The following is a 12,757-nucleotide window of genomic DNA, read 5'->3' on the forward strand; positions in this document are numbered from 1 at the left end:
GGTAACGGGCCATTAACTTTTTTCCACCAAGGTTAATTCGACCTGAGGGAAACAGTGTACAGGCGGAGAAAATAATATGCGCATTCTTCTTGTTGAGGATGATCCAACAACGGCGAAGAGCATTGAGTTGATGCTGACTCATGCCAACCTCAACGTTTATTCGACCGATCTCGGCGAAGAGGGGATCGATCTTGCTAAACTCTATGATTACGATCTGATCCTGCTGGATCTTAACCTACCCGATATGAACGGCCACGAGGTGCTGCGGCAGCTGCGCATGGCCCGTATCGAGACGCCCATTCTGATCCTGTCCGGTGCAGATGACACCGAAAACAAGATCAAGGGCTTTGGATTTGGCGCCGATGATTATCTGACCAAACCCTTCCATCGCGAGGAACTGGTGGCCCGTATTCACGCCATCATCCGCCGCTCCAAGGGGCATTCCCAGTCGATTATCAACACCGGCAAGATTTCGGTCAATCTGGATGCCAAGACGGTGGAAGTTGCAGGCAAGGCCGTGCATCTCACCGGCAAGGAATACCAGATGCTGGAGCTGCTGAGCCTGCGCAAGGGCACCACATTGACCAAGGAGATGTTCCTGAACCATCTCTATGGCGGCATGGATGAGCCCGAGCTGAAGATTATCGACGTCTTTATCTGCAAGCTGCGCAAGAAGCTGAGCACGGCGACAGGTGGCGATAACTACATCGAAACAGTCTGGGGCCGCGGCTATGTGCTGCGTGATCCGCAGGACGATCAGCTGACTGGGGGTCACCGGATGGCTGTTGGCGCCTGATCCGGCGCGACCTTCATCTCACCCGGTTCCCGAACGATCCCGCTACGGCGGGATTTTTCACGTCTGCCACCTGCGCTGTGGCTGGACGCGATGGCGTCACCGTCCTATCACCTAGCTAAGATAAAGCGAGGCGACAGACGTGACACAGTCAGGCAACAGCGATTTGAACGGTTTGACCAAGGATCAGGCGCGCCGCGAATTTATGGCGTTGCAGGAGCAGTTGCGCGCCGCCGATCTTGCCTATCATCAGGCCGACGATCCCGAGATCAGCGATGCGGAATATGACGCTAAGAAACGCCGCTACCGCGCGCTGGCGGAGCAATTTCCCGATCTGGCTGAGATCGCAACCGAGCTGGAGACGGTTGGTGCGCCGGTAGCCTCCGGCTTTGGCAAGATCACCCATGCACAGCGGATGATGTCGCTGGGCAACGCCTTTGACGACGAGGACGTGCGCGATTTCGACAAAGGTCTGCGCAAATATCTTGGCCTCGGCGCCGAGGACCCGCTGGCCTATACGGCGGAGCCGAAGATCGACGGGCTGTCGCTGTCGCTGCGCTATGAAGCGGGCAGGCTGATCCATGCGGCCACCCGTGGCGACGGGGCGGTGGGGGAGAATGTCACCGAAAACGCCCTGACCATTGCCGATATTCCGCAGCGGATCGACGATGCTCCGGCGGTACTTGAGGTGCGCGGCGAAGTCTACATGAGCCATGCGGATTTTACGGCGCTGAATGATCGGCACGCCGCACAGGGTGGCAAAACCTTCGCCAATCCGCGCAATGCGGCGGCGGGATCCCTGCGGCAGCTGAATGCTGAAATCACCCGGTCGCGGCCGCTGCGCTTTTTTGCCTACAGCTGGGGCGAGCTGTCGGAGCCGCTCGCCGATACGCAGTTTTCAGCGCTTGAACGCCTGAAGGGCATGGGCTTTCAGACCAACCCGTTGACCAAATATTGCAAGGGCACCACCGAGCTGATTGCGCATTATCGCCTGATCGAGGAACAGCGGGCGACGCTTGGCTACGATATCGACGGCGTGGTTTACAAAGTGGATGCGCTGGCCTTGCAGGACCGTCTCGGCTTCCGCTCAACCACCCCGCGATGGGCGATTGCGCATAAATTTCCGGCTGAACTGGCCTGGACGCGGCTGGAGGGCATCGACATTCAGGTTGGACGGACCGGCGCACTCAGCCCGGTGGCGCGGTTGCAGCCGGTGACGGTGGGCGGCGTTGTTGTCTCCAATGCGACGCTGCACAATGAGGATTATATCGCCGGGCTGGATTCCAAGGGTGAAGAGATCCGCGACGGCAAGGATATCCGGGTCGCCGACTGGGTTCAGGTCTACCGCGCCGGGGATGTGATCCCGAAGATTGCCGATGTGGATCTGTCCAAACGTCCCGAGAGCGCGGTTGCCTTCGCCTTTCCGACCGTTTGCCCGGAATGTGGCAGCCCGGCCGTGCGTGAGGAAGGCGACGCGGTGCGACGCTGTACCGGCGGCTTGATCTGTCCGGCACAAGCGGTTGAGAAGCTGAAGCATTTTGTCTCGCGCAAGGCTTTCGATATCGAAGGTCTGGGCGCCAAGCAGATCGAAGCCTTTTACAGTGACGCGGGTCTGGCGATCAAAACGCCGGCCGATATCTTTACCCTTCAGGCGCGGGATGCGCAGAATCTGGCCAAGTTGAAAAACCGCGATGGCTGGGGCGAGACCTCTGCCGCCAACCTCTTCGCCGCGATTGACGAGAAGCGCAACATCGCGCTGGCCCGGCTGATCTTTGGTCTTGGCATTCGCCACGTGGGCGAGGTCGGGGCGCGCGATCTGGCGCTCCATTATGCGGATTGGGACGCGATGGCGGCGGCTGTTGATCTGGCCCGCCCGGCCGCCCTGGCGCAGCGCGCAGCGGATGAGGCCGAGGAGGCCGAGCGGGTTGCAGCAGCCCAGCAGGGCCGTCGCGCCCGCATCAAGGAAGCGCGAGACCGGGCCATTGCGGCGCTGAACGTGCCTGCGGGGGCCACCGCGGCATGGGAGGATCTGATCGGGATCGACGGCATTGGCGCAACGCTGGGTCTGTCGCTTTCCGATGCTTTTGCCAATAGCGATGAGCGGGCGGCCTTCGACGCCTTGCGCGGCCATCTGTCGATCATTCCGCCCGAAGCTCCGAAGAACGACAGCCCGGTCACCGGCCTGACGGTGGTCTTTACCGGGACGCTGGAGAAAATGACCCGCGCCGAAGCTAAGGCACGCGCCGAAGCCCTGGGGGCGAAGGTGGCCGGCTCGGTGTCGAAAAAGACGGATATTCTGGTCGCAGGTCCCGGTGCGGGGTCAAAGGAGCAGAAGGCTCGCGATCTTGGTGTGCGGATCCTCGACGAAGACGGCTGGCTGGAGCTGATTGCGGGCGCATGAGCGGCAGACCAGAGATCCTCTTCCCGCTGTTTGCCGGGTTGGAAACGCTTCAGGGTATCGGCCCGAAGACGGCGCAGCATTTTGCGCAGATTGATATAGAAACGCCGCGTGACATGTTGTTTTCGCTGCCTTATTCGGTGGTGGATCGACGGCGGCGCGATAGTATTCGCGGGCTTGATTTTCCCACGGTTGCAACGGTTGAGGTGACCATCGGCGCGCATCGGCCGGCGCGGAACAAGGGGGGCGCCTACCGGATCCAGGTGAGCGACGCCGAGGAGGAATTCCAGCTGGTATTTTTCCACGGTCGCAGCCGCTATCTGGAGGCCCAGCTGCCGGAGGGGGCGCGGCGGGTGGTGTCGGGCAAACTGGAACTGTTTGATGGCATGGCGCAGATGGTGCACCCTGACCATATGCTGCCGCTGGCAGAGGCTGCCGAGATCCCCGATTTTGAGCCGGTCTATCACCTGACCCATGGTGTGTCGCAGAAAACCATGTTCAAGGCGGCGCAAAGCGCGCTATCGCGCTTGCCGGAGCTGGCCGAATGGGCAGATCCCTCGCAGATCACCAAGGAATCCTGGCCAAGCTGGCAGCAGGCGCTGCGCGCTGCGCATAACCCCGATGGGCCGGATGCGCTGGCAGCAGAGGCACCCGGTCGGACACGTCTTGCCTATGATGAGCTGTTTGCCCATCAGCTGACACTGGCGCTGGCGCGGCTGCGGGATCGGACGTTGCCGGGGCGCAGCAGCCTGGCCAGCGGGGCGTTGCAATCGCGGGTGCTTGCGGCCTTGCCCTATCGGCCGACCAATGCGCAGGCCCGCGCAATTGCGGAGATCACCGCCGATATGGCGGCTGGTGCGCGGATGAACCGTCTGTTGCAGGGCGATGTCGGCGCTGGCAAAACTCTTGTTGCTTTCATGGCTTTGCTGGTCGCAGTTGAAGCAGGCGGGCAGGGTGTCATGATGGCGCCGACAGAAATTCTGGCCCGTCAGCATCTGGAGGCGCTGCGCCCGCTGGCGGAAACCGCAGGCGTGGTTCTGGAAATCCTGACAGGCCGCGACAAGGGCCGGGAGCGGGCCGCAAAATGCGCGGCGCTGGCGCGGGGGGACATTCATATTCTGGTCGGCACCCATGCGGTGTTTCAGCCGGATGTGGTGTTTCGGGATCTGCGGTTGGCGATTGTCGACGAACAGCATCGGTTTGGCGTGCGCCAGCGCATGGAGCTGGCGGAAAAGGGCAAAGGCGCGGATGTGCTGGTGATGACCGCAACACCGATTCCGCGGTCGCTGGCGCTGACGCAATATGGCGATATGGAAGTTTCGGTACTGGATGAAAAACCGCCCGGTCGCAAACCGGTCAAGACTGCGGTTATCAGCACCGAGCGGATGCAGGAGGTGGTCAGCCATCTGCGCGGCGCCATCGAAGCCGGGCGACAATGCTACTGGGTCTGTCCGCTGGTTGAGGAATCCGAGGTGATGGATCTGACCGCCGCAGAGGAGCGGTTCAAACATCTGCGGGCGACGCTGGGAGAGGGCGTGGTCGGGCTGGTTCACGGACAGATGCCCCCGGCGGAGAAAGACGCGGCGATGGCTGCCTTTCAGGCTGGAGAGACCAAGGTTCTGGTGGCCACAACGGTGATCGAGGTCGGAGTCAATGTGCCCAATGCGTCGATCATGGTGATCGAGCGGGCCGAGATATTCGGCCTTGCACAGCTGCACCAGCTGCGCGGCCGCGTCGGGCGCGGGGATGCGGCTTCGACCTGTCTGCTGCTCTATCAGGCGCCGCTCAGCAAGGGCGGCCAGAAACGGTTGGAGATCCTGCGCGAGACCGAGGATGGTTTTCGCATTGCCGAAACCGATCTTGAGATGCGCGGTGCGGGCGATGTCATCGGCACCGCACAATCGGGGCTGCCGCGATTCCGCATCGCCGATCTGGACCGTCAGGCCGGGTTGATGGCTGTTGCACAAAGCGACGCGCGGGCCCTGCTGGCCAGCGATCCCGATCTGTCCAGCCCGCGCGGACAGGCGGCGCGGGTTCTTCTGTGGCTGATGAAACAGGATCAGGCGATCCGTTTGATTTCTGTCGGTTAGCACGTCTTCCTGAGCTGAAACCTTCAAGAGCGGCGGCCCTTATGATCGGGACGCTGCTTTGCGTTTTGCGCCGTGTTCTCATGTGTTCGCAAATGTTCTTATAAAGTTCTTTACAGCTGCGTTTGAATATGAGAACAAATAGGCAACAACACGCCAGAGAGCGAGCGCAAGATAGACAGGAGGATGCACCATGATGACCCAAATCAAGACGACTGTTCAGAATGCCCAATCGACACTGTTGCAAGACGCCATTGGCGCGGCGGCACTGGTTGTGATGCTGGTCGCGGGGTTGCACCTGCCGGGTCTGCTGTGATGACGCCGGGCGACCAGCCTTGAGTTTTTGAGATTTCCTGATCGCACTCTTTATGCCGGACGGGGCCGCCTGTCCCAAGCCTGCCCGGTTTGCCTGCCGGTCTGGCCGACCTGCCTCAGGTCAACAGGCCCCGTTCGGGTCCCGCATGAGAGAGCATACTGCCGCCGCCACCTGTCAGGTGTGCGGCGGTTTTTTCATGTGGCCCTTTTGGAGGGGTTGTTCTGGCTGTCGTCACGGGCGCTGGTGAGACGGGCATGTCAATCGGCGGCTGAGATGGCGGTCTTGGATCATGACTGCGGATCTGCTTTATTGGCGTGAGCGACTGATCCAACGTGTTGAACTTGTAACGCTGGATCGGCAGGCGGCCATCAGGCGCAGCTCTGTTCCTGATGGGTCTGCATAGCCTCATAGGTGGCATCGAGCGCCAGCATGATCGAGGCGTGGCGGTTCTTGAACTCGCGGGCGGGGATCAGGACTTCAAACCCGTCAAACGGCGCGTCCGGAACCGGGCCATCTTCGGTCAGCATGGCCTTCAGCTGCTGGCGGGCCCGCTCAACCTCGGGCAGGGTGCGACCCAGGACGACCTCGCCGACAACCGCTGCCGAGGCCTGGCCAAGCGCACAGGCTTTGACGTCCTGACCAAATCCGACAATCGCGCCATCCTCGATCCGAAGATCGACGGTCACGGTCGAGCCGCACAGGGGCGAGCGTTTTTTAACCGTAACATCCGGGGCGTCGAGACGATCCAGATGCGGGATATCGGCGGCCAGGGCCAGGATCCGTGCGGAGTAGAGTTTTATCAGATCAGTCTCGCCGGACATCGGATACCTCGGGCTTTCCCTTACGTGCTGTTCCCAATACATAGGGAGCCAGTCTCCAGATGCAAAAGGTTTTTGCCATGTCGTTTGATCCTCTTAGCCTAAAGTACAATGAGGCCGGGTTGATCCCCTGCATCGCGCAGCAGGAGGGCAGCGGCGAGGTCCTGATGATGGCCTGGATGAATGCCGATGCGGTGAGACAGACGCTGGACAGTGGCCGAGTCACCTATTGGTCGCGGTCGCGGCAGGCATTCTGGGTCAAGGGCGAAAGCTCGGGACATGTGCAGGAACTGGTCGATCTGCGCGTGGATTGCGATCGCGATTGCCTGCTGGCGGTGGTGCGTCAGACCGGGCCTGCCTGCCACACCAACCGGCGCAGCTGTTTTTATACGGCCCTTCGCGATGGCGAGGAGGTCGAGCTGATGGCGCCGATGGTCTGACAGAAACCGGCTGAAGGGGACGGCCCGGTGCGGGCCGTGCCTCCGGCGGGGATATTTCTAGCCAGAAGATGTCTGTTCGGGCACCGCAGCGCAGCCGACCATGGCGCGGATCTGCGACGGGCTGATGCCTTCGGCGCGGTATTTGGCGAGGGCACGGGCATCGTCGCGCTTGGCAAGTCGCTTGCCCTGATCGTCGCGGATCAGCCCGTGGTGGTGGTAGATGGGTGTCGGCAGGCCGAGCAGTGCCTGGAGCAGCACGTGGATCTGCGTAGCCTCGAACAGATCCTCTCCACGCACGACATGGGTGATCTGTTGATCGGCATCATCGACCACTACGGAGAGGTGGTAGGCGCTGCCCATGCCGCGGCGGACGAGGATAATATCGCCGACCGCGGTGAGCAGCTGATCGGGGTTCAGCCGATGCCGGCCCTGATGGGATAGGCCGGTTTCCGAGAAGCTGCGCAGGCTGGCCGCATCCAGCGCTTTTGCCATCTTGAGCCGTATCACGTCCTGTGGTGCGGCGTCGGCCATTGCGCGGCTGCGGCAGCTGCCCGGATAGATGCGCCCGTCGGGGCCGAATTGCGGTACGCCTTCTTGCGGCGCGCCTGCGGCGGCCTCGATATCGGCGCGGTTGCAGCGGCAGGGATAGGTGAGCCCCATTGCCGCAAGCTGATCCAGCGCAGCGCGATAGCGTGGCAGCCGTTCGGACTGGCGCATCACCGGTTGCGGCCAGCGGAGGCCGAGCCAATGCAGGTCGTCATAGATCTGCGCCTCCCAGCTGGGCCGGGAGCGGGATTGGTCGATATCTTCGATGCGCAGCAGGAAAATGCCCTCCGCTGCCCGCGCCATATCATGTGCCAGAAGCGCCGAATAGGCGTGGCCGAGGTGCAGTGGTCCAGTTGGGGATGGCGCAAATCGGGTTGCGAATGTCACGCTTTCTCAATCACATAAACGGTGGACTTCAGGTTGATTCCGGGCAGGTGGTCACCGTGTTCCCGAAACAGCAGCCGTGCCGCCGAACAATCCAGCCATTCGTTGAGCTTGCCGGTATAGGCGGGATCCTCCAGTGCGTGATCATTGTAGGAAAAGGCAAAGAGGCCGCCGCGCGGCAGGGCGTGCAGGATGCTGTCGAAGACCGCAGGCGGAGCGGCACCGGTGCCCAGAACGCCACAGCCGGTGATCAGACGATAAGCGCCCTTGGGGATCGGCTGGCGGTCGGCGGCGTCGATCTGCGTCAGTTGGCGGTAGGCGTCTTTGGCACGGGCCTGCTCCAGCATCCGGGCGGAGGGCTCCATCCCGTCGACGGTTTCAAACCCCTGGAGGCGCAGCGCCAGACCTGACAGGCCGGTGCCGCAGCCAAAATCCAGAACGGGTTCGCTCATGTCCGATTGGAATTTCGCCAGCGCCAGGGCAATCCGTCCCGGCGTCGCGTAACCGTTCTCGGCGATTTCAGCATCGTAGGAAGCGGCCCATTGGTCGTAATGCGCCAGGGTCGCTTCCGGTGTTTCCAGGTCATAGGATTTGTCGAGGAACTTTTTGCTCATGACGACAGTTTATGCCTTCGCCGCCCGAAGCGTCTAGGAAAAGTTGCCAAGCCAGTCCTGCCACGCGGCTTTGGCCCGGTCGGTATAGGCCTTGTAGCGGTCCTTGCGGCCACGGCGGCCGCCTTTGAGACCATCGACCGGGCGGAACAGGCCGAAGTTCACATTCATCGGCTGGAAGGTCTTGGCCTCGGCGCCGCCGGTGATGTGATGGATCAGCGCGCCCATGGCGCTGTCCTGCGGCACCTCTGGCAGCTCCTGACCAAGGATTTCTGCAGCGGCCATACGGCCGGCCAGCAGGCCCATGGCGGCGCTTTCCACATAGCCTTCGACCCCGGTGATCTGGCCGGCAAACCGCAGGTGCGGTTTTGATTTCAGCCGCATCTGCGCGTCGAGCAGGGTGGGGGAGTTCAGGAATGTGTTGCGATGGATGCCGCCGAGGCGGGCAAAGCTGGCGTTTTCCAGCCCCGGAATCATCCGCAGCACCTCTGTCTGGGCGCCGTATTTCATCTTGGTCTGGAAGCCGACGATGTTGAACAGCGTTCCCAGCGCATTGTCGCGCCGCAGCTGGACCACCGCGTGCGCCTTGACCTCCGGCTGGTGCGGGTTGGTCAGCCCCACCGGTTTCATCGGGCCATGGCGCAGGGTTTCACGGCCGCGTTCGGCCATCACCTCGATCGGCAGGCAGCCATCGAAATAGCCTGCGGTCTCACCCTCGTGGAATTCGGTCTTGTCGGCGGCCAGCAGCGCGTCGATGAACGCTTCATACTGATCCTTGTCCATCGGACAGTTGAGGTAGGCGGTGCGCTCTTCTTCGGTCTCACCCTTGTCGTAGCGCGACTGCATCCAGGCCTGCGACATGTCGATGCTGTCGGCGTAGATGATCGGGGCGATGGCGTCGAAGAAGGCCAGCGCCTCGGCGCCGGTCTCACGTTGAATGGCCTTGCCGAGTTCAGGCGAAGTCAGCGGGCCGGTGGCAAAGATCCAGTGGCCATCGGCGGGCAGCTCGGTGATTTCCTCATAAGAAACGGCGACATTCGGCAGCGCTTTCAGCCGCGCGGTGACGGTTTCGGCAAAAGGCTCGCGGTCCACCGCCAATGCGCCGCCGGCGGGCAGGCGGTGTTGTTCGGCGGTGGACATGATCAGCCCGTTGGCTGCGCGCATCTCCCAATGCAGGAGGCCCACGGCGTTCTGCTCGTCATCGTCTGAGCGGAAAGAGTTGGAGCAGACCATCTCGCCCAGATTGCCGGTCTGATGGGCAAAGGTTTCCACCTTTGGGCGCATTTCGTGGATCACCACCTCTACGCCCATATGTGCGGCCTGCCATGCGGCCTCTGAGCCGGCCATGCCGCCGCCCACGATATGCAATGTTTTTGTCATGCCCGCCACATAGGGCAGCTGGGGCCGTCACGCAATATTGCGCGGTGCGGCTTGTGCAGATCGGCACGAAAAACTGGTGCTTTTGGGCCAAGTGAGCCTGTTGCAAGCAGTGGAAATGTCGACTGGTCTGAGCGGGAGGGGTATTGGGGTCGCTGGGGAACTGTCTGGCCGGGGGAGAGACCCGGTGGAGGGACGGTCCGCATCAGCGACCCTAATTGTGCTGGGGTTCGTGACCATGTCTCACAAGCCCTGCCCAATCTTTGCCATGATCTTGCCTTGTTTGAAAGACCTGACATGGAAACAATAAATCACCAATCGTAAACAAAGACTAAAATTTTCGATGTCTTTTAGATTTTTTGAGCAGATCAGCGATTTTTCCAGTCCGGGTCGCGTTTTTCCAGAAAGGCATCAATACCTTCGACGGTATCCCGCAGCATCAGGTTTTCGACCATGACGGCGCCGGTGTGGGCATAGGCATCGGCCGTGGGCAGCTGAAGCTGGTCGTAAAACGCGCGTTTGCCGATCTTGACGGCGGCGCCGAGTTTGCTTGCCACGGTTTGGGCGAGGGCATTTGTGGTCTCGGTCAGATCCTCAGCTGCGGCGATGCGGTTGATCAGCCCCAGCTCCTCGGCGCGGGTGGCGTCAATGAAATCGCCGGTGGTCAGCATTTCAAAGGCATGTTTGCGCGAGATATTCCGGGTCAGCGCCACCATGGGAGTGGAGCAGAACAGGCCGATATTGACGCCATTGACGCCAAAGCGTGTGCCCTCGGCGGCGACGGCCATATCGCAGGAGGCCACCAGCTGGCAGCCGGCTGCGGTGGCAATACCGTGGACTTGTGCGATTACCGGCTGCGGGATCTGTTGCAGGCCCAGCATCACCTCGGTGCAGCGGGCAAAGAGATCGGCGAAATAGGCCTGTCCGCCATCCTCGGCCTGCCGCCCGGCTGTCATTTCACGCAGATCATGGCCCGCGCAGAACGCCTTGCCCCGTCCGGCGAGGATGACGACGCGGGTTTCGTCGTCGTCGCGCAGGCTGTCGATCTGCCCCTGAAGTGCGGCCAGCATCCCGTCCGACAGCGCATTCAGCCGCTCGGGCGCGTTGAGATGGAGCGTGGCGATGCCGTTGCTGTCGTGACGTTCCAAAATTGTCATCTTGTGTCCCTCCCCGGATTAAGGCCAACGTTAGAACATGTTGCACTTAGGGGGGAACCGGTATTGCGCCGCCACCCCATGCGACATCGGCTCGCAGGGAACCGGCAACAGTGAGGGAGAGAGACAGCATGGGCTTGGCGTTTGATGCCGCAGGGTTGGGAGCTTATCTGCATGAGGTGTTTGCAGAGGTGGCCAATGATTTTGTGATTGACCGGCTGGATGAGGACGGGATCACGATGCGGCTTCTGGTGGATGAACGTCACCTGCGCCCCGGTGGGACCGTTTCAGGACCGTCGATGTTTGGTCTGGCCGATGTCACCATCTATGCGCTGGTGCTGTCGCGGCTGGGGCGCAAGGCGCTGGCGGTGACCACCAATGCCTCGTTCGACTTCATGCGCAAACCGGCAGGCGGCACGCCCCTGATTGCCGAAGGCAAGCTGCTGAAACTGGGACGCCAGCTGGCGGTGGGCGATGTGCTGTTGTTCTCCGAAGGGGATCCGCGTCCGGTGGCCCGCTCCACCATGACCTATGCCATCCCGCCAGACCGGTAGGACCTAGCGCGCAGTGGCCAGCGGCTGGCCAACTTTTACCAGGGTTTCGCGGCCCCTGGCGCTATTGGTGACCAGATCGTCACTGAACTGCACGCGGCCCGGTTCGAACACCACCACAACGGTGGAGCCTCCGAATTTGAAATACCCCTTTTCGTCCATCTTCTGCACCGCGCCCGAGGTGCGGGTGTTGACGATGGAGCCAACGCCAAAGGCGCCGACCTCGACAAAGGCGTAGCTGCCAATGGTGTCTGTGTCGATCAGGGTCCAGCTGCGTTTGTTCTCGCCAAAGACATCCGGTCCGGCGCCAAGCGCGATGGGGTTCACCGAATGCAGCGCGCCCGGAATATCCTGCGCGGCGGTGATGCGACCGGCGGCCGGGAAGTGGTAGCGGTGGTAATCCGCAGGACAGAGCCGGACGATGGCCAACGCGCCACCAACAAAGCGGTCAGAAATACCGGGCAGCATGGTCCGCACCGACATCGGATGCCCCTTTACGGGGACAAAGACATCCTCCGCCAGCTCGGGAAAGACCAGCACCCGACCATCGGCGGGGCTGACGATTTCGCTGGGATCGTCGCTGTAGGGGCGTGCCTCCGGCCTCAGGTGGCGGGCAAAGAAGGCGTTGAAAGTTGCATAGTTTTCCGTCGGTTCCGTCGCCTCGCTCATGTCGATGGCAAGATCGTCGACCACGGTCTGGATCTTCCCTCTGGAGAGGGACGAATCAAACCATGCTCCCATCAGGCGGCTGATCAGGGCGGAGCGGAACAACAGTTTTTCCACCGGTTTTGCGCTGGCGTTCTGATAGGCCCAGCGGATCCATTTTTCACCCAGAACGACCTCTTCAAAGGTGTCTCCGGTGTCGCGGTCAACAACTAGGATAGGGTCGCGCTGCATGGGGCCTGCCAGATTTTGTTTCGCTCCCGCCGCGCCTAGCAAGAAGCAGCAGTCACGCCAAGGGGCCAAGGGGGATTAAGGACCATCGCCACTCGGTCGTGTTCTTTAGTCAATCTTATCGTGCAGCCAGTGAATTTGCGTTTTGGCTGCGGCAATCGCAGCTTTTGCGTCTGCGAACACCTGTCCGCCGTAGTGGCCGATGCTGTACCAGCCGCGCCCGTCCTCGGGGTCGCGCCGGAACTCGTCAAAGCCATAACTTCCGTCCGGCCGCTGGAAAATATCTGTGCAGATCAGCTCACCGTCCAGGTTGACCGATTTGATGACCTTATTGATATGAGCCATATGTACCTCTCTTGCGAACAGTGTCTGCCGGGCAGGGCACGGG

The 12,757-nt window shown here is 61.6% G+C and carries 13 protein-coding genes; 6 read left to right on the forward strand and 7 right to left on the reverse strand.

Translation table 11 applies throughout. From position 1 onward, the window contains the following. Positions 1-76 precede the first annotated feature (76 nt). The 4 genes from ctrA (at position 77) to VWY75_RS16565 (ending at position 5,594) form a co-directional block, all read left to right on the forward strand. Complete coding sequence (gene ctrA, locus VWY75_RS16550; RefSeq protein WP_340545454.1) at positions 77-796, forward strand: response regulator transcription factor CtrA; 720 nt, start codon at positions 77-79, stop codon at positions 794-796. A gap of 202 nt (positions 797-998) precedes the next feature. Next, a complete protein-coding gene (ligA, locus tag VWY75_RS16555; protein ID WP_416539160.1) occupies positions 999-3,194 on the forward strand; it encodes an NAD-dependent DNA ligase LigA in 2,196 nt (731 codons plus the stop codon). After that, the gene (gene recG, locus VWY75_RS16560) at positions 3,191-5,281 is read left to right on the forward strand and encodes an ATP-dependent DNA helicase RecG (RefSeq protein ID WP_416538698.1); all 2,091 of its coding nucleotides are present in this window, start codon (positions 3,191-3,193) and stop codon (positions 5,279-5,281) included. The genes ligA and recG overlap by 4 nt, the downstream gene beginning before the upstream one ends. 190 nt (positions 5,282-5,471) lie before the next feature. Beyond that, positions 5,472-5,594: a hypothetical protein gene (locus tag VWY75_RS16565; protein WP_024097384.1), complete on the forward strand. Its 123-nt coding sequence runs from the start codon at positions 5,472-5,474 to the stop codon at positions 5,592-5,594. A 368-nt stretch (positions 5,595-5,962) separates the two neighbouring features. On the opposite strand, the gene VWY75_RS16570 is transcribed toward VWY75_RS16565, so the two are convergent. Next, positions 5,963-6,415, reverse strand: a complete 453-nt coding sequence (locus VWY75_RS16570) for an iron-sulfur cluster assembly scaffold protein (protein WP_416538699.1) — start codon at positions 6,413-6,415, stop codon at positions 5,963-5,965. Positions 6,416-6,474: 59 nt separating this feature from the next. Between VWY75_RS16570 and hisI the strand changes: the two genes are divergently transcribed. After that, positions 6,475-6,852 carry a phosphoribosyl-AMP cyclohydrolase gene (gene hisI / locus VWY75_RS16575; protein ID WP_416538700.1) on the forward strand — a complete coding sequence of 126 codons (378 nt, stop codon included), beginning with the start codon at positions 6,475-6,477 and terminating at the stop codon, positions 6,850-6,852. A gap of 57 nt (positions 6,853-6,909) precedes the next feature. On the opposite strand, the gene gluQRS is transcribed toward hisI, so the two are convergent. From gluQRS to VWY75_RS16595, 4 genes are all read right to left on the reverse strand, one after another. After that, the gene (gluQRS, locus tag VWY75_RS16580; protein WP_416538701.1) at positions 6,910-7,785 is read right to left on the reverse strand and encodes a tRNA glutamyl-Q(34) synthetase GluQRS; all 876 of its coding nucleotides are present in this window, start codon (positions 7,783-7,785) and stop codon (positions 6,910-6,912) included. Then, the gene (locus VWY75_RS16585; RefSeq protein ID WP_416536019.1) at positions 7,782-8,396 is read right to left on the reverse strand and encodes a class I SAM-dependent DNA methyltransferase; all 615 of its coding nucleotides are present in this window, start codon (positions 8,394-8,396) and stop codon (positions 7,782-7,784) included. Before VWY75_RS16585 ends, gluQRS begins: the two co-directional genes overlap by 4 nt. 33 nt (positions 8,397-8,429) lie before the next feature. Then, the gene (trmFO, locus tag VWY75_RS16590) at positions 8,430-9,773 is read right to left on the reverse strand and encodes a methylenetetrahydrofolate--tRNA-(uracil(54)-C(5))-methyltransferase (FADH(2)-oxidizing) TrmFO (RefSeq protein ID WP_416538702.1); all 1,344 of its coding nucleotides are present in this window, start codon (positions 9,771-9,773) and stop codon (positions 8,430-8,432) included. A 365-nt stretch (positions 9,774-10,138) separates the two neighbouring features. Continuing rightward, entirely contained in the window at positions 10,139-10,927 is a 789-nt protein-coding gene (locus tag VWY75_RS16595; protein WP_340545461.1) for an enoyl-CoA hydratase, read from the reverse strand. A 128-nt stretch (positions 10,928-11,055) separates the two neighbouring features. Between VWY75_RS16595 and VWY75_RS16600 the strand changes: the two genes are divergently transcribed. Beyond that, on the forward strand, positions 11,056-11,478 hold the full coding sequence (locus VWY75_RS16600) for a PaaI family thioesterase (protein ID WP_416538703.1): 423 nt from the start codon (positions 11,056-11,058) through the stop codon (positions 11,476-11,478). Between the two features lie 3 nt (positions 11,479-11,481). On the opposite strand, the gene asd is transcribed toward VWY75_RS16600, so the two are convergent. Further along, positions 11,482-12,372 (reverse strand): archaetidylserine decarboxylase, encoded by an 891-nt coding sequence (asd, locus tag VWY75_RS16605; protein WP_416538704.1) that lies wholly within the window; start codon positions 12,370-12,372, stop codon positions 11,482-11,484. Between the two features lie 105 nt (positions 12,373-12,477). After that, positions 12,478-12,714: a hypothetical protein gene (locus tag VWY75_RS16610; protein ID WP_260090384.1), complete on the reverse strand. Its 237-nt coding sequence runs from the start codon at positions 12,712-12,714 to the stop codon at positions 12,478-12,480. Positions 12,715-12,757: the final 43 nt, after the last annotated feature.

Origin of the sequence: Phaeobacter sp. JH20_08 (assembly GCF_048056635.1) — a bacterium.
Taxonomy (GTDB): domain Bacteria; phylum Pseudomonadota; class Alphaproteobacteria; order Rhodobacterales; family Rhodobacteraceae; genus Phaeobacter; species Phaeobacter bryozoorum.